At 60.8% G+C, this 17,026-nt stretch carries 14 protein-coding genes, 1 tRNA gene and 1 pseudogene; 7 read left to right on the forward strand and 9 right to left on the reverse strand.

What is annotated here, in order from left to right; genetic code table 11:
* The 5 genes and pseudogenes from ACINK1_RS05670 to ACINK1_RS05690 all read right to left on the reverse strand — a co-directional run.
* A pseudogene (locus ACINK1_RS05670) lies at positions 1–205 on the reverse strand (hypothetical protein); the annotation flags it as partial.
* A gap of 36 nt (positions 206–241) precedes the next feature.
* Entirely contained in the window at positions 242–1,972 is a 1,731-nt protein-coding gene (gene fliF, locus ACINK1_RS05675; protein WP_376803146.1) for a flagellar basal-body MS-ring/collar protein FliF, read from the reverse strand.
* A gap of 232 nt (positions 1,973–2,204) precedes the next feature.
* A complete protein-coding gene (locus ACINK1_RS05680) occupies positions 2,205–2,480 on the reverse strand; it encodes a DUF1153 domain-containing protein (RefSeq protein ID WP_376801269.1) in 276 nt (91 codons plus the stop codon).
* 167 nt (positions 2,481–2,647) lie between these two features.
* A complete protein-coding gene (locus tag ACINK1_RS05685; RefSeq protein ID WP_376801270.1) occupies positions 2,648–3,370 on the reverse strand; it encodes a flagellar hook assembly protein FlgD in 723 nt (240 codons plus the stop codon).
* Positions 3,371–3,382: 12 nt separating this feature from the next.
* Complete coding sequence (locus tag ACINK1_RS05690; protein ID WP_376801272.1) at positions 3,383–4,936, reverse strand: flagellar hook-length control protein FliK; 1,554 nt, start codon at positions 4,934–4,936, stop codon at positions 3,383–3,385.
* 353 nt (positions 4,937–5,289) lie between these two features.
* Between ACINK1_RS05690 and mnmA the strand changes: the two genes are divergently transcribed.
* Positions 5,290–6,471, forward strand: coding sequence for a tRNA 2-thiouridine(34) synthase MnmA (mnmA, locus tag ACINK1_RS05695; protein ID WP_376801273.1), 1,182 nt, complete (start codon positions 5,290–5,292; stop codon positions 6,469–6,471).
* Between the two features lie 15 nt (positions 6,472–6,486).
* Positions 6,487–7,131, forward strand: a complete 645-nt coding sequence (locus ACINK1_RS05700) for a class I SAM-dependent methyltransferase (RefSeq protein WP_376801274.1) — start codon at positions 6,487–6,489, stop codon at positions 7,129–7,131.
* Between the two features lie 8 nt (positions 7,132–7,139).
* On the opposite strand, the gene ACINK1_RS05705 is transcribed toward ACINK1_RS05700, so the two are convergent.
* Positions 7,140–7,406, reverse strand: coding sequence for a DUF6356 family protein (locus tag ACINK1_RS05705; protein WP_376801275.1), 267 nt, complete (start codon positions 7,404–7,406; stop codon positions 7,140–7,142).
* Positions 7,407–7,557: 151 nt separating this feature from the next.
* Here ACINK1_RS05705 and ACINK1_RS05710 point away from each other — a divergent pair, with 151 nt between their 5' ends.
* The 4 genes from ACINK1_RS05710 (at position 7,558) to ACINK1_RS05725 (ending at position 11,076) form a co-directional block, all read left to right on the forward strand.
* Entirely contained in the window at positions 7,558–8,031 is a 474-nt protein-coding gene (locus ACINK1_RS05710; protein ID WP_376801276.1) for an Lrp/AsnC family transcriptional regulator, read from the forward strand.
* Positions 8,032–8,143: 112 nt separating this feature from the next.
* Positions 8,144–9,100, forward strand: a complete 957-nt coding sequence (locus tag ACINK1_RS05715; RefSeq protein WP_376801278.1) for a glycosyltransferase family 2 protein — start codon at positions 8,144–8,146, stop codon at positions 9,098–9,100.
* A gap of 31 nt (positions 9,101–9,131) precedes the next feature.
* On the forward strand, positions 9,132–9,548 hold the full coding sequence (locus ACINK1_RS05720) for a GtrA family protein (RefSeq protein ID WP_376801279.1): 417 nt from the start codon (positions 9,132–9,134) through the stop codon (positions 9,546–9,548).
* Between the two features lie 223 nt (positions 9,549–9,771).
* On the forward strand, positions 9,772–11,076 hold the full coding sequence (locus ACINK1_RS05725; protein WP_376801280.1) for a UDP-glucose/GDP-mannose dehydrogenase family protein: 1,305 nt from the start codon (positions 9,772–9,774) through the stop codon (positions 11,074–11,076).
* A 42-nt stretch (positions 11,077–11,118) separates the two neighbouring features.
* On the opposite strand, the gene ACINK1_RS05730 is transcribed toward ACINK1_RS05725, so the two are convergent.
* The 3 genes from ACINK1_RS05730 to ACINK1_RS05740 form a co-directional block, all read right to left on the reverse strand.
* Positions 11,119–11,195 (reverse strand) — tRNA-Met (locus ACINK1_RS05730).
* A 169-nt stretch (positions 11,196–11,364) separates the two neighbouring features.
* On the reverse strand, positions 11,365–12,633 hold the full coding sequence (locus ACINK1_RS05735) for an MFS transporter (protein WP_376801281.1): 1,269 nt from the start codon (positions 12,631–12,633) through the stop codon (positions 11,365–11,367).
* 74 nt (positions 12,634–12,707) lie between these two features.
* Complete coding sequence (locus tag ACINK1_RS05740; protein WP_376801282.1) at positions 12,708–13,910, reverse strand: alanine--glyoxylate aminotransferase family protein; 1,203 nt, start codon at positions 13,908–13,910, stop codon at positions 12,708–12,710.
* Between the two features lie 135 nt (positions 13,911–14,045).
* On the opposite strand from ACINK1_RS05740, the gene ACINK1_RS05745 reads away from it, so the two are divergent.
* On the forward strand, positions 14,046–16,979 hold the full coding sequence (locus tag ACINK1_RS05745; protein ID WP_376801283.1) for an FAD-binding and (Fe-S)-binding domain-containing protein: 2,934 nt from the start codon (positions 14,046–14,048) through the stop codon (positions 16,977–16,979).
* The last annotated feature ends 47 nt before the right edge of the window (positions 16,980–17,026 follow it).

The following is a 17,026-nucleotide window of genomic DNA, read 5'->3' on the forward strand; positions in this document are numbered from 1 at the left end:
TCAGCGTCACGAACTCGACGAAGGTGCTCTCCAGCATCGAGGGCTCGACCGGCCCGAGTTTCGACATGGCCACCGAGATATCCCGGATCTCATCTTCGGAAAATTCCTGAAGAATGATCTTTGCCTTTTCCTGCCCGAGCGCCAGCAACAGCAACGCCGCCCGCTCCATGCCCTTCATGGTCGGCTTTGAATTGAGGCTGTTCATTGGGGCGGGCATGGAGGTTCAAACTCTTTTGCGGTTTCAGGCGGCAGCCGATTCATACATCCAGTTGCGGATGATCTGCGCGGCTTCCCTCGGGTTCTGGTTGACGATGTCGCCTATGCGCTCAACAGCCTGGGCGTGCATTTCCGAAGTGACGCTGGCGACTTCGATGGCGCGGGCGGTTGCACTTTCGGGCAGGACGATCTGGGCGGATTCGCTGACCCTGACGGAGCTCTTGGCGCCGTTATCGATCATAGCCTGCCCCGATGCCCCCTCGCCGCCTGCCCCGTGGCTCATCATCATGTGGTCGCCACTTGCTGCTTCCATGCTGGCTGCTTCCAGCATTTTTCCTGCAGCTTCGCGTCCGCTCAGCGCCGTTTTCAGCATCGGGCGGACGATGAGCAGCAGGATGAGGATGCCCAAAAGGAAGGTGAGGCCGATCTCCACGAGGTTGACAATCTCCTGACGGGTATAGCTCAGGAAATTCGCCGTAAAGTCCTTCGCTTCGGCCGCCGGCAGCGTCGGCCCCTCGGCAAAGCGCAGATTGACAACTTCGATCTTGTCGCCCCGCCCCTCGTTGAAACCGATGGCTGAGCGCACGATTGCCGCGATGCGCTCCAGCTCTTCAGCGGGGCGGGGCTGATAGGTGACGGCGTCGCCTTGACGCTCGTACACACCATCAACCACCACGGCGACCGAAATGCGCTTCAGCCGCCCGGCCTCAGTGACTTCTTGTCTCTGCGTTCGTGAAATTTCGAAATTGGTGATTTCCTCGCTTTTTTCACCGTTTTCGCGTTGCGCGTCAGCCGCGTTGGCATTGGCAGCCGGTGGCGCACCGCGGCCAGGCGCGCCGGGCAGTTCATTACCGACGGTGACCTGATTGTTGCCCTGCTGCGACGCTGATTTTTCGTTGCGTGTCTGCGTCGAGCGCACCACTTTCTGCTCGGGATCGAAGAGGTCCTGCGTCTGGGTGATGCGGTTATACTCGAGTTCAGCGGCAACCTGGACACGAACCCGTTTGGGGCCGACGATCTTGCCAAGAATATCCTCGATCTCGCCGCGCAAGCGGGTTTCCTGCGCCAGGCGCCGCTCGTCGAGGCCGCTCGCGGCAGCCGCCGCATCATCGCCCTTGGCGCTTGCCAGCAATTGGCCGTTTTCATCGATGATGGCGATATTCTGCGGCTTCAGCCCCGGCACGGCGGAGGCAACAAGATGCTGGATGGCGCGCACTTTCGATTGTTCAAGGGCACCACGGACGTTCAGCACAATCGAGGCGGTCGGGTCCTGGCGGTCGCGGGCAAACAGTGCCCGCTCGGGGACAACCAGATGAATGCGGGCGCCCTGGACACGATCAAGCGAGCGGATGGAGCGGGCGATTTCGCCTTCGAGTGCGCGCAACTGGTTGATGTTCTGGAGAAAGGCTGTTGTACCGAGGCTTTCACCCTTGTCGAAAATTTCATAGCCAACGCCGCCCCCCTTGGGCAGGCCCTGTTCGGCGAGGCGCATGCGGATGCGTGGCAGTTCCAGCTTGGGCACAAGGAGTGTCGCGCCTTCATTGCGCGCTTCGTACTTCACTTGCAGCCGTTCGAGCTCGCGGGCGATCTGCGCTGATTCCTGCAGACTGACATCGGCAATGAGGACGGTGTAGTCGGGTGTTTGCCAGCGCAGGATCAGGAATGCGAAAAAGCCGATGAGGATGACGGCAACCCCGCCCATGGCGGCGAGACGCGCGGCGCCCATGGCTCTGACGAAATCGGTAATGGCGTTCACGTTGTAACCCCGGCCTCTGGCACGAAACGTCATTTTTCGCGCTAGGCAAGTTTTGCCGGGTACATGGTAAAGGGACGGTTAATAACCGGGACGATGACGCGAAAAGACCATCCGGATAATCGTGTGACGTTCCGGTCCCCTCGATGGAGCGAGGCGGCAAGGATCATGCGCAAGGCAAAAAAGCGCCGATGGCTGTCCATCGACGCTCTCTGATCAGATCAGCCAAAAGCAGCTAGTGGCGGTACTGCTGAATGCGGGTCGTGCGCAGCCCCTGAAGGCCGTGGCGGTCGATCGAGGCCTGCCAGGAAAGGAATTCGTCCACTGTCAGCGTATAGCGCTTGCACGCTTCTTCCAGTGACAAGAGACCACCGCGCACTGCAGCCACGACTTCCGCCTTGCGGCGGATGACCCAGCGGCGCGTATGGCCTGGCGGCAGATCAGCCAGCGTCAGCGGGCTGCCGTCCGGCCCGATGACATATTTTACCCTCGGTCTCAAGTTATCGGTCATCTTACTCTCACACTCGTGTGACCATAAACACCAGCGCAGAATAAAGGCCGCGAGTTAAATAATTCCCACATAACTCCTTAAAAAACCTGCAATTTTGAGCGATTTATAACCCAAGTCTTAAATTGCGGACATTCCGTCTGACCCGAACTGATACGCTTCAGCCGCGATCAGCCGCCCGGCGTACTGACGGAGGTGACATCAGACAATTTGACCTTGGCGCCGTTGACGGTGAGGATCGCCTCGCCGTTTGAGAGGTCAACCGCAGTCACCCGGCCGCTCGATCGTGTGGAGACGGTTTGCTGCGTGCCGTCGGAGGAGCGGGCGGTGATGGCGATCTGGTAACTGCCATTGGCCTGCGCCACACCGGTATCATCACGACCGTTCCATTGATAATTGGTGCTGCCCGCCTGCAGGGGCAGTTGGTCGGTACGCACGATCTGGCCGGTGGCATTGGTGATGGTGATGGTGGCGTTGACATTGCTGGTGGCATTCAGCGTCCAATTCGCCTGACCATTACTCAATTGCGCACTATCGCCGTTTGCCACGACGTTATTGCCAAGAAAGCCCAGAGCCGAGGTGAGCGAGCCGCCGGACTGATTGTTCACGAGCCTTTGCAGGAGATCATTGGTTCTCAGCTGCTGTTCGACGCCGGTGTATTGCGTGATCTGCTGCGTGAACTGTTCGGTGTTGAGCGGATCGAGCGGGTTCTGGTTTCGCAGCTGCGTCGTCAGCAGCGTCAGAAAGGTGTCGAAATTGGCGTTCAGCCTCGTCTGCGCGTTGCTGGCGGCAGCAGGATTTGTCGCGGCGTTCGCTTGTGCGGTTGCCTGATTTCGCAGGGCCAGCGACAGGCCGGTCTGGCCGGAAGAGGTATTGGTTGGTGAAACGGCCACGGGGATGTCTCCTTACAGACGAACGTCGATGCCCTGCCGCGACGGAGCGACATAGGCGGCTTGAACGGCGGCAGCTGAATCGGCGGTGCCGCTGATCCCGTCGATGGCAAGAATGCCGCGACGGGTGCGGCGACCATCGCCGCCTTGCTGGCGATAGGGCTGGTTCTGGTCCTGAAGAGAAAATTGCAGAGAGCCGGAATCGGCCTTGAGGCCCGATTGGTTAAGCAGGCGCTCCAGATTGGGCGCATCGCGGCGGAGTTGATCGAGCGTCGATGCGTGCTCGACCACAAGATGGGTATTCACCTGGCCGCTGTCGTCAATGTCGATGCGCACATCGATGCGGCCGAGTTCGGGAGGGTCGAGGCGGACGGCGATTTCCTTGACGCCCGCCCGTGCGGTCGTGGCGATCTCGACACCCAGTCGGTCAAGCGGGACGTTGTCACGAATGATTTGTGTTGTCTCAGCCGGGGCCAGGCTTGGCGTGGCATTGGGCTGAAGGGTCGAAGCCGCGCCCTGGACAATCGGCGTCGTTGTTGGCTGCGTCGCGCCCGATGATGTCTGTGTGTCGGATAATGCGAGGGCCGGGGCGGCGATCTGTGCGTCTGGTTTAGGCTCCACGGGTGTGGCCGCTTGATTTCCCGGCGCAACAGCCGCTGGCGATCGCCCTGCTTCGCCATTGGGCAGGCCAAGCGAGGGCAGCAATTGCGGCGTGGGCAGATTGCCGAGGATTTTGTCGGAAGAGGCGGCTGGTTTTTTCTCTGATGCTGGCTTGGCCGCGTCGGCGTCAGTTTCAGGGATAATGACAGCGACGTCCTCGGGTTTCGTGATACCTGAAAGCAGCACGGTGGCCGACAGCGCGGCGGTTGCCTTTGCCGTGTTTTGATCGACAGCACCTGCGGTGCCGCCGCCTCCGCTTTGTACCGGCTGGTCTGGCGTCGCTGTAGCCTGAGTGGCGAGGGCCGTAGCAGCCGCCGCTGCCGCCTGGCTCGTCACTGTGCTGTCGGCGGCAACCGGCGCGTCAGGCGCGGGCGCGATATCGCCCGGCACGGCCGTATCGAGGAGCGCCGTTTGATCTGCGCCAAGTGCCGCACCAGCGTTTGCGGCGTCAATTTCTGGCGTTGGCGCATCGCTGGGTACAGCCTCTGCCGTGGCATCGGCGCTGTCCGTCGTTGCCGCAACGTCTTGATCGCCGGAGGGTTTTGCGGTCTGGCTTTTTGCGTCCTCGCTGCGCTCCGCGGTGTTGTCTGAGGTGGCGCGCGGTGGCGGCGCCGAGCGATCGTCAATGGCGCGCTGTGCGGTGTCGGCCGGGTTGCTGCCCGATGTGGCGGCGCGTGGATCGACCTTCACTTTGTCGCGGGTACGCAACGGCTCGTCGTTATCGATGTTGCCTGTGCGATCCTGTGGCGCCAGAGTGCCAGGACGGGCTTGAATGCGAGGCAAGGCCGATTGCACCAAACTCGTTTCGAAGCTTTCGGATGCTTTCACCGGGCGGGAGGCCGAAGGCCTGCCGGCGCCACGTGTGCCCGTATTCGAGGGTGTAAGCTGCAGGGGATCGAATGTCGCCATGGTCGATATCTCGCTCGTGAAGTCGCCCGCAGATGGATTGCGGCGCGGTTCTCGCCGGCAGGCCATCACTTTGATTATTGTTCGGTTTGCAACATCCGTGCCGCCCGCTCAGATAAAAATAATTTATAATTATCAAATAGATGATCTGATGTAACGGGTTGTGACGACGGCTTGGGGACTGTATAAATTGCCTATCGGCATATTCTGCCCGGTTGCGGCAAGTTGCACTCCATGCCTCCAGGCTGTACGCCTTCGGCGATGATACCTGTCATAACAAGGGCCATTGCTGCGAGAGATCGCTGTTTGCCTGCCTGATTGATCTATCCTGTTACTCCGATGCAGCTGCTGACCCCATGATGAATTCGCTTGATCTTCCCAAAAAGCCCAGCGCCACACGCGTTGTCGTGGCGATGTCGGGCGGGGTTGATTCAAGTGTTGCTGCGGCGATGCTGAAGAGCGAGGGATACGACGTCGTCGGCGTCACCATGCAGCTCTACGATCATGGCGCGGCCACCCATCGCAAGGGCGCCTGTTGCGCCGGGCAGGACATTGTTGATGCGCGCCGCGTCGCCGAGCGGCTGAATATCCCCCATTACGTTCTTGATTACGAATCCCGCTTCCGTGACACGGTGATTGCTGATTTTGCCGATGCCTATGTGGCGGGAGAAACACCTGTCCCCTGCATCTCGTGCAATCAACGGGTCAAATTCCAGGATTTGCTCTCAACCTCGCGCGATCTCGAGGCTGATGTGCTGGTCACGGGCCATTATATCGCCTCAGCCGCGCTTGATGGACGTCGCGCACTCTACCGGCCGCTCGATACGGCACGCGACCAGAGCTACTTCCTCTTTGCAACCACGCAGGCGCAGCTGGAGCGGCTGCGCTTTCCGCTCGGCGGGCTGACCAAGAGCCAGACCCGCGAGATTGCGCGCGCGCATAATCTGGTGGTGGCGGAGAAGCCGGACAGCCAGGATATCTGCTTCGTGCCGTCAGGCCATTATGCCGAAGTGATCGAGCGGCTGCGTCCGGGCGCGGCTGAACCCGGTGATATCGTCCATGTCGATGGCCGCATGCTCGGCCACCATCGCGGCATCATTCACTATACCATCGGTCAGCGGCGCGGTCTGGGCGTTGCCGCTGGCGAACCGCTTTATGTGGTGCGGATAGATGCCGCCGAGCGACGCGTGATCGTCGGGCCGCGGGAGGAGCTGGCGAGGCGGCGGATCGTTCTGCGCGATGTCAACTGGATCGGTGATGGCACGCTGGCTGATATCGGCAGCGATGGCATTGAGGTTTTTGTCCGCGTGCGCTCGACACGCCCGCCCCGCCCGGCGCAATTCATGATCGACAAGGGCGAGGCCGTCGTCATGCTGGCAACCAGCGAAGAGGGTGTATCACCGGGTCAGGCCTGCGTGCTCTACGATGCGGAGGCGGGTCAGGCGCGGGTGCTGGGCGGCGGCTTTATTGCCGCGACGCCGGACGCCTTGCAAGGCTGGCGTCAGGCCGGTGCCATGGGTATACCAGCGTCAGCATAACCACAGGACATCATTTTGGCAGTTCATTACGATCTTGACGGGCAGAAGCGCGCCTATGCGCGCTGGGCCGGTTTTTACGACAAGGTCTATCTGCGACTACTGTCGGACGCGCAGCGTCAACTGGCGCAAAAGGCGGCATCGGCCGGACCGCAAATCCTTGAGATCGGTGTCGGGACCGGGCTTGTCCTTCGTTATTACCCGCAGACTGCCAGCGTCATCGGCGTTGATCTGTCGGAGGCCATGCTGGCGCGTGCGCATGACAAGATCGTGCAGGACGGTCTGGCGCAGGTTGGCGGGGTGGCTGCCATGGATGCCTGCCGGCTCGGTTTTGCCGATGGAAAATTCGACGCCGTTACCTTTCCCTTCGTCATCACCCTCGTACCTGATCCTGAGGGCGCGCTTGACGAGGCGATGCGGGTCCTGAGGCCTGGCGGGCTTATCGTCATTGCCTCCAAGCTTGGCGATGACCGCGGGATCATCCCCACCATCGAGGAATGGGTTGCTCCGCTCGCCAAGTTGGTCGGCTGGTCGTCGGCCTTTCGTCTGTCACGCATTGCCCGCTGGGCTGAGCGACGTGGTGACGTCGTGCTTGCAGAAGTGCAACCGGCCTTTCCAGCCGGCTTTTTCCGGCTGGCCATCCTGCGCAAATCGGCTGACTGAGAAGCGCCTCAGATTCCCATACCGTAGAAAAATTCGCCAGTAGCGGCCGCAGCCGGCGGCGCGGTCTTGCGACGGCGATTGGCAACCATGCGCTCATGCAGATGGGTGATGGTGCGAGATCCCGTTGAGGTGAAGAGGAAAGGCAGCAGGCCGTGGAGCAGGCAGGCGATGCCGGCTGTAATCATGCGGGTGCCGAAATAGGTCGCCTGACCCATGTGCTCGACATAGCTCTCGCCGACGCTTTCGGGATGGTCGGTGAAAGAAATCCGGATCATCGGGTGCCCTCCATGTGTGATGCCTCGTGTGGCGCGTTCATCATGACCATTATGCCGCAAGGCGTGCGCAAATTGTTTGTGAATTTGATACGCGGATTGCGAAAGATTAGAATCATTTTGCGAGTTAAGAAAATTTCTGCAAAAATAATGCATGGATGACATTGATCTTAGAATTCTCAACTGCCTTCAGAGCGATGCCTCTTTATCGGTCGAGATGATCGCCGAGAAGGTGGGGCTGACGCCGTCGCCGTGCTGGCGGCGCATCCAGCGGCTCGAGGACAAGGGCATTATCGCGGCGCGGGTGGCGTTGCTTGATCCGCGCCATCTCAATGTCGGCGTAACGGTATTCGTATCAGTGCGCACCAATCAGCACAGCCTTGACTGGGCGCGCCGCTTTCTGGCGGCCGTGCGCGATATTCCCGAAGTCGTCGAATTTTACCGGATGAGTGGCGAGACGGATTATCTTCTGCGTGTCGTTGTTCCTGATATCGCGGCCTATGACGCGGTCTATCAGCGCCTCATCGCGTCAATCGAGCTGTCGGACGTGACCTCGAACTTCGCCATGGAACGCCTCAAATATACGACGGCGCTGCCATTGCGCTATGCGGTGCGGAAGGGGGCGTGACGGGTCGAGGCGAGGGCCCGGCGGGAGGCTTGCCGCGATTGCCACAGGCAGCGAATAATGCCACACGCGGGGTGAATGAACATTGGCCAGAAGCGTCTGGATTGCCTAGTCCATGAGCATAACGACCTTCAGTGGCGAGGCAGACAAGCGCAAGCCGGCGGTGGCTGTTCTGGTGCCATGTTACAACGAAGCTCTCACCATCGCCGAGGTGATTTCCCGCTTTCGCGACGCGCTGCCCGATGCCGCGATCTATGTCTACGACAACAATTCGAGCGATGACACGGCCGCAATCGCCCGTCAGGCGGGCGCCATCGTGCGCACCGAGCGGCGCCAGGGCAAAGGCAGCGTCGTGCGCCGCATGTTCAGCGATATCGAGGCGGATGTCTACGTGATGGTGGATGGTGATGCGACCTATGACGCCAGCGCCGCGCCGCGTCTTGTCGATGAGCTGCTCGCCGGGCCAAACGACATGGTCAATGTGGCGCGCGCGGCGGAGCAGGCGGGCGCTTATCGTTCCGGCCATGCCTGGGGCAACCGCATGCTGACAGCGCTCGTCCAGTATATTTTTGGCAATGCAACGAGCGATATGCTGTCAGGCTACAAGGCTTTTTCGCGGCGCTATGTGAAATCATTTCCTTCCGGGTCACGCGGCTTTGAAATCGAGACGGAACTCGTTGTTCATGCGCTTGAACTCAATATGCCGATTTCCGAACTTGTTGCGCCTTACAAGGAGCGGCCGGTTGGATCGCAGAGCAAGCTTCGCACCTATCGCGACGGGCTACGCATTCTCTTTCTCATCGGCTATCTGGTGAAGGAGGAACGCCCCATGGTGTTTTTCTCGTTTGTGGCGGCAGTACTCGCAGCGTTGGCGCTGGTGCTCGGAACAAGTGTCACGCTGGAATATCTGGCCACCGGGCTTGTGCCGCGCCTGCCCACAGCCGTTTTGGCTGTCGGCCTCATGCTGTCATCGCTGCTGGCAGTTTCCTGCGGATTTATTCTTGATACCGTCACACGCGGCCGGCGCGAGGCAAAGCTTCTGGCCTATCTGCGCTACCCGGCGGCGCGATGACCTGGCGCATCATAGCTGGCACCCGCCCGCAATGAGTGGCGGCAGGCTGCCCGTATTCAGCCGTTTCAGGCGTTTTCTCGGGGTGGGCGCCATTGGCTTTGTGGTTGATGCCCTGGTGTTTTTCGCCTCCTTGAACGGGCTTGGCCTGCCTCCACTGGCGGGGCGTATCGTCGCTTCGGCGATTGCCATTATCGCGACCTGGTTTCTCAACCGGCGCTACACATTTGGTGACCGGCCAGCGCGGCATCAGCTGGTGGCATTCCTGCGCTATGGCGCTGCGAGCCTGTCAGGAGCGGCCGCCAATCTGGCGGTTCTTGCCGTTTTTTCGGCACATGATGAAGCCTATGGGCATGTGCCGTCCTATCTGGCCGGGACAGCCGCCGGACTCGTCGTGAACTTTCTGCTCTATGACCGGGTGGTGTTCGCCAAAGGGCGCAAGCCGTCCTGAAGGCACAGCATGTGTCACAAAGCTGTCGTCGTTCCGTGGCTCTTTGCGCCATCACCTCGACTTGATGCGATTCCTACGCTGCTCCTTTCAAATCTGCACAGCCTTGCTATGACAGGCAGCTGAGATGACGTGGTGTCGATTGACCGCGTTTGGCCAGCGCGTCGCCGGCATGTCCTCATGCTTGCGTTGAGGTGATATCTCCGGACAACATGATGGTGGGACAATGCGTATTGCGATGGTGGGATCGGGCTATGTCGGTCTGGTATCGGGAGCGTGCTTCGCCGATTTCGGCCATCAGGTTGTCTGCGTCGATAATGACGCGGACAAGATCGCCGCGCTGGTTCAAGGCAACGTGCCGATCTTCGAGCCTGGCCTTGATGCCTTGCTGCAGATCAATTTGCGCGCCGGCCGGCTGACCTTCACTACCTCGCTTGCCGACGCGGCGCGCGAGGCCGACGCCATCTTTATCGCCGTTGGCACGCCGACCAGGCGCGGCGATGGCCATGCCGATCTCAGCTATGTCTACATGGCGGCTGAAGAGATCGCTGATGTTGCCCGCGACGGGACGGTGATCGTCACCAAATCGACAGTGCCGGTAGGGACGGGTGATGAGGTTGAGCGCATCCTCAAAGCACGACGCCCTGAGGCGCATCTGCCGGTCGTCTCCAATCCGGAATTCCTGCGCGAGGGCGCGGCGATCGAGGATTTCAAGCGGCCTGACCGCATCGTTGTCGGCACCGACGATGACGACGCGCGCCGGGTGATGAGCGAAATCTACCGCCCGCTTTATCTCAATCAGGCGCCGCTGCTTTTTGTCAGCCGGCGAACCTCCGAGCTCATCAAATATGCGGCCAATGCGTTTCTGGCGATGAAAATCACCTTCATCAATGAAATCGCCGATTTGTGCGAAAGATTGCAGGCGGACGTGCAGGACGTGGCGCGGGGCATCGGCTTGGACAATCGCATTGGTGGCAAGTTCCTGCATGCCGGGCCGGGCTATGGCGGCTCGTGTTTTCCCAAGGATACGCTGGCGCTGGTCAAGACGGCCGAGGATGTCGGCAGCCCGATGCGCATCATCGAGACGGTGATTGATGTCAACGACAAGCGTAAGCATCGCATGGCGCAAAAAATTATCACGGCATGTGGCGGCTCGGTTGCCGGCAAGCGCATCGCTGTTCTAGGCCTTGCCTACAAGCCCAATACGGATGATATGCGCGATGCCCCATCCCTCACCATCATTCCGGCGCTGATCGCGGCTGGCGCGACCATCATTGCTCATGATCCGGAGAGCATGGAATCGGCACGGCCTTTGCTGACGGGCGTCAGGATGATGGATGACCCTTACGCGGTGATCGACGGCGCCGATGCGCTTGTCATCATCACCGAGTGGAATGCCTATCGGGCGCTTGATCTGAAGCGCGTGCGCGAGACGTTGGCAAAGCCCGTTGTGGTTGATCTGCGCAATATCTACCGGCCGGCGGAAATGGCGGCGCTGGGATTTTCCTACCACGCCGTCGGGCGTGGCTGACGGTGGGAAGCGATTGAGCGATGGATGTGACAACGTCAAAAATGGTAGCGGAGGAGGGACTTGAACCCCCGACCCCAGGATTATGATTCCCGTGCTCTAACCAGCTGAGCTACTCCGCCCCGCACGATGGCGGACGCGCCAACCATCGCGGAAGGGCGGATATAGGAGGGGGGCTTCCGGCCTGTCAAGGGAAGGGCACTGATTGAGGTGAATTCCGGTAGCGGTCAATAACGGCTGCCGGAATTAAGGTCACACGGCCGGCAGGCGGCTTTTGCCGGCCATCATCGTTTACGCCATCGCTTTCATCGGCATGTCGCCTTCTGCATAGGGCAGTTCGGGGCGCATGAGGAAGGTCGAGACGGCGCCAACCGCCAGCAGCCCCATCGACATGATAAACGGCAGTTCCCAATTGCCGGTCCAGTCGATGACGTAGCCCGCCACGACGGGCGAAACGATCGCTGCGATTGCCGAGCCGGTGTTCATCAGGCCTGCGGCGGTGCCGGAGTATTTCGGCGCGATATCCATCGGTATTGACCAGATCGGGCCGATGATCAGCTCGGCGAAGAAGAAGCCGGAGGCAAGGCAAATCGCAACCGTGGTGATGTCGTGATAGTACAGGATCGGCAGCAGCGACAGGAAGGCGCCGACGAAGCCGAGCAGGATGATCGACAAGCGGGCGAGGCGGATATTGCCGGTGCGATGCAGGATCTTGTCCGACAAGACGCCACCCAGCGTGTCGCCGACCACACCGGCGAGGAATACGCCAGCTGCAAAAATCGCCGATTGCTTGATGTCGATCTTGTAGTTGTTGAGGAAGAAGAGCGGCAACCAGTTGAGGTAAAGCCACAACGTCCAGCCATAGCAGAAATAGGTGAGCGTCACGGGCCACATTCGCTTGAAGAGCGGGCCAAGTGGTGCCGACGGGCGCGGTCCAGGCCGCCTGGCTGGCAGGATTGCCAGTTCTTCCGGTGTGATGGCGGGATGGTCCTTGGGCTCGTCGCGGAAATACCAAACCCAGGCGATGACCCAGATGAAGCTCACCAGGCCGAGAATGACGAAGGAGCCGCGCCAGGTGAATGCCTCGGTCAGGGCGGCGACAATCGGCGGGGTGATGGCATTGCCGAGGCGGGCGAAGGAATGGGTGATGCCTTGGGCAAATCCACGCTGGCCCGGCGCCGTCCAGTATTGCATGGCGCGCGTTGCGGTCGGGAAGGTCGCCCCTTCGCCGATACCAAGGAGAAAGCGCACCAGGAACAGGCTGAGGAAGCCGCCGGCAAGGCCGGTGAGGACAGTTGCGGTTGCCCAGATAATGCCGCACCAGAAGAGCGTGCGGCGTGGTCCGAAGCGGTCGCCCATCCAGCCACCGAAGATCTGGAACAGGGCGTAGGGGTAGGCAAAGGCGGAAAAGATCCAGCCGAGCTCAATGTTTGAAAAGCCGAATTCCGTCTTGATAGCGCTTGCTGCAGTGCCGATGTTGACGCGGTCAACATAGGTGATGAAATACATCACGCACAGCAGTCCCAAGACGACGTGCGTCGCCTTGAACGGGCTCTTCATGAGCGTACCCTTCAGTTTCCGTCCCTGCCTTGCAGCAAAGAAGGCCCCCGGTTGATCCCGGGGGCGATTATTGTTCAGGCCGCTGCTTGCGAGGCTTGTGGCGCGCTAGAGAGGTAAGCCATGGCTGCGGCGACCCCTCCGGCCTTGTGCGGCACACCGGCGAGTTTAAGTGTCATTTCCACGCCGGCAAGCGTGCCGAGAATGGTGAGATCATTCGTGTCGCCCAGATGGCCGATGCGGAAGACCTTGCCGGCGAGCTTGGAGAGGCCGGTGCCCAATGACAGGTCGAAGCGATCAAGGGCAATCGTGCGGAAGCGGTCGGCGTCATGGCCATCAGGGAGAATCACGGCCGTCAGGACAGGCGAATAAAGACGCTCGTCGCGGCAGAGGATTTCCAGACCCCAGGCGCGGACCGCGCGACGGGTTGCCTCTGCGTGACGTTCATGGCGCGCAAACACCCGGTCAAGTCCCTCTTCGTGCAGCATGTCGATGGCCTCCACCAGACCATAGAGCAGATTGGTCGATGGCGTATAGGGGAAGAAGCCGGTGCTGTTGGGCTTCATCATCTCGTCCCAGGCCCAGTAGGATTTGGGCAGGTTGGATGTTTTCGTCGCGTTCATCGCCTTCTGGCTGATGGCGTTGAACGACAGGCCCGGCGGCAGCATCAAACCCTTCTGCGAGCAGGCAATGGTGACGTCAGCCCCCCATTCGTCATGACGGAAATCGACCGAGGCAAGCGACGAGATGGTATCAACCAGCAACAGCGCCGGGTGCCCTGCGGCATCGATGGCCTTGCGCACTTCGTCGATGCGCGACGTGACGCCCGTCGACGTTTCGTTATGGACAACGCAGACCGCCTTGATCTTGTGGTCCTTGTCCTGCTTCAGCCGGGCTTCGATCGGGCCGGCATCAGCGCCGCCGCGCCAGTCGGTCGGCAGGAATTCGGGAACGAGGCCGAGCCTCAGCGCCATGTTCTTCCACAAAGTAGCAAAATGGCCCGTCTCGACCATCAGGACCGTATCGCCGGATGACAAGGTGTTGACCAGCGCTGCTTCCCACGCTCCGGTGCCGGATGCGGGAAATATAACGACAGGGCCGGCGGTTTTGAAAATGGACTTCATACCCTCCAGTACGCGCTTGCCCAGAACCTGGAAATCAGGACCGCGATGATCAATGACCTGGCGCGACAGGGCGGCCAGCACGCGCTCGGGCACAGGCGAGGGGCCAGGGATCTGAAGGAAATGACGACCGGCATTTCGTGGGCTATTCTGGTTCACGTTTGTCTCCCCTTGAAAAAGTTGGGCCTTGATTAATTGGGCCTTGATTAACTCGGCTTACGGTGCAATGAATAATGAATTCAAAATTATGTCAAGTGACGTTTTGAACGTCGCGAAGGAAATATGAGGGAGAACATGGGCATCGTTCATCGTCCAGGCTTGGAACGTCGTTTGAAGGCGCAGATCGACGGAGAAGTTCATTTCGACAGCTTCAGTCGCGGTCGTTACGCGACAGACGCCTCCTCCTACCAGATGATGCCCATGGGCGTTGTCATCCCGCGCACCGGTGAAGCAGCGGTCGCAGCGCTTGCCATCGCCCGCGAGGAGGGGGTGGCGGTTACCGCGCGCGGTGGCGGCACCTCGCAGGCCGGGCAGACAGTCAACGAGACGCTGGTCATCGATTGCTCGCGGAATCTGACGAAGCTTGTTTCCCTCGACAAGACGGCGCAGACATGTGTGGTGGAGCCTGGTATTGTTCTTGATGAGCTTAACCGCCAGCTCAAGCCCCACGGCCTGTGGTTTCCAGTCGATGTGTCAACCGCTTCGCGTGCCACGATCGGCGGCATGGTGGGCAATAATTCCTGCGGCGGGCGCTCGCTGCGCTATGGCACGACGCGTGACAATGTCATCGGCCTCGATGCGGTTCTGGCCGACGGCAATGCGATGCATTTTGGTGCCGTTCGGGCCGATCTGTCCGATGTGAACGACCTCAGCCGCCGCGCGCTTTTCAGCGATCTGCTGGCGCTCGGCGCACGTGAAGCCGAGGAAGTGGCGGCCCGTTTCCCGGCCGTGCAGCGCCGCGTTGGCGGTTACAATCTCGACGCGCTGGTTCCCAATGGCGACACACATAACATGGCGCATGTGCTGGTGGGCTCGGAGGGTACGCTTGGCTTCACCACCAGGGCAGAGCTCAAATTATGGCCGCTTCTGGGTAAGCGCGGACTTGGCGTCTGCCATTTCGGCTCGTTCCATGCTGCCATGGAATCAGCCCAGCATCTGGTGAAGCTGAAGCCGATTGCCGTTGAACTTGTCGACCGGACGATGCTGGAGCTGGCAGCTGAGATTGCCGTGTTCCGCCCGACCCTTGATGCCTTTCTCAAAGGCAAGCCCGACGCGTTGCTGCTCGTGGAATTCGCGGAGAGCGACGAGGAAAACCGTGTCCGCCTCAAGCAGCTTGGCGAGATGATGGGCGATCTCGGCTTTTCATGGGGCGGCGAGGGCGCGCGCTGGGGCGGGGTTGTCGAGGTCTATGACCCGCTGCTGCAGGCTGGCATCACGGAAGTGCGCACGTCGGGGCTCAACATCATGATGTCGATGAAGGAGGCGCGAAAGCCCGTATCCTTCATCGAGGATTGCGCGGTGCCGCTTGAACATCTGGGCGAATATACCGCGCGCCTCACCGCACTCTTCGAGCGTAACGGCACGCGCGGCACATGGTACGCGCACGCATCCGTTGGCTGTCTCCATGTGCGCCCGGTGCTGAACCTCAAGCTCGACCAGGATGTCGCCACCATGCGGGCGATCGCGGAGGAAGCCTTCGATCTCGTCAAGCAGTTCAAGGGCTCGCATTCGGGCGAACATGGCGACGGGATCGTGCGCTCGGAGTTCCACGAGAAGATGTTTGGCGAACGGCTGGTCGGCGCTTTTGGCGAGATCAAGAAGCGCTTTGATCCGACCGATCTGCTGAACCCCGGCAAGATCGTCCAAGCGCCCAAATTCGATGATCGCAAGGTGCTGCGCTTCAACGATCACTATCACCCGGCCGTCCAGCAACCGGTGCTCGACTGGTCAAGTTTTCCCGGGGCGGCGGCCGGCCTGCAGGGTGCGGTCGAGATGTGCAACAACAATGGCGCCTGCCGCAAGCTTTCGGGCGGCGCCATGTGCCCGTCCTACCGGGCGACGCTGGATGAAAAACATGTGACGCGCGGGCGCGCCAATGTGTTGCGTCTGGCGCTCTCCGGCCAGCTTGGTGCTGACGCCTTCGCCAGTGACGATATGGCTGAGGCCATGAGCCTGTGCGTGTCGTGCAAGGCGTGCCGGCGCGAATGCCCGACGGGGGTTGATATGGCGCGCTTCAAGATCGAGGTGCAGGCAGCGCGACGCCAGAAAAAAGGCCTGAGCCTGCGCGATCGTCTGATTGCCTATCTGCCGCGTTACGCTCCCTATGCGGCGAAGCTGCCCTTCCTGTTCAATCTGCGTGACCGTGTGCCGGGTATGGCGCGGTTGAGCGAGAGCCTGCTTGGTCTCAGCGCCGAGCGTACGCTGCCAGCATGGCGGGCGGATATCTTCGCGCCGGATGCGGATGCGGTGGGGCCGGCCGACGGGCGCGAAGTGGTGTTCTTTGCTGATACGTTCAACCGCTATCAGGAAAGCGAGAATGCGCAGGCGGCGCTGAAAGTTCTGGTGGCAGCCGGTTACCGTGTTCATCTGCCAAAAGCGGCAAGTGGTGGTCCCCGACCGCTCTGTTGCGGGCGCACTTTCATCGCCACCGGGCTGGTTGACGAGGCGCGCAGCGAGATGGAACGTTCGCTCGCGGTCCTCGCTCCGTTTGCCGAGCGCGGTGTGCCGATCATCGGGCTCGAGCCAAGCTGCCTTTATGGTTTCCGCGACGAGGTGCCGGCGCTGCTGCCGACGCCGGCGGCAAAGGCAGTCGCCGCGCAGGCGATGCTGCTTGAGGAATTCCTGGCACGCGAAGCTCAGGCGGGGAATCTAAAGCTCCCGCTCAAGGCCATGAAAAAGAAAGCGTTTCTCCATGGACACTGCCACCAGAAATCGTTTGCCGGGATGGGTGCGGTGGAGCGTGTGCTTCGCCTTGTACCTGAACTTGATGTCGCGGTGATTGAATCAAGCTGCTGCGGCATGGCGGGTGCCTTCGGCTATCAGGCGGAAACCTACGAGGTGTCGAAAGCCATGGGCGAATTGTCGTTGCTGCCGGCGGTGCGGGCTGCTGACAGCGAGGCGATCATCGTGGCTGACGGCACCTCATGCCGCCATCAGATCAAGGATGGCACCGGGCGCCAGGCGATCCATGTGGCGCGGCTGCTCGCCGACAGCCTGGAGCGGGCCTGATAGAACGTAAAAGGGGCGCATCAAGCGCCCCTTTTCGGTTGTGCTGG

Origin of the sequence: Raskinella chloraquaticus (SeqCode) (assembly GCF_021731865.1) — a bacterium.
GTDB classification, from domain to species: domain Bacteria; phylum Pseudomonadota; class Alphaproteobacteria; order Rhizobiales; family UBA4765; genus Raskinella; species Raskinella chloraquaticus.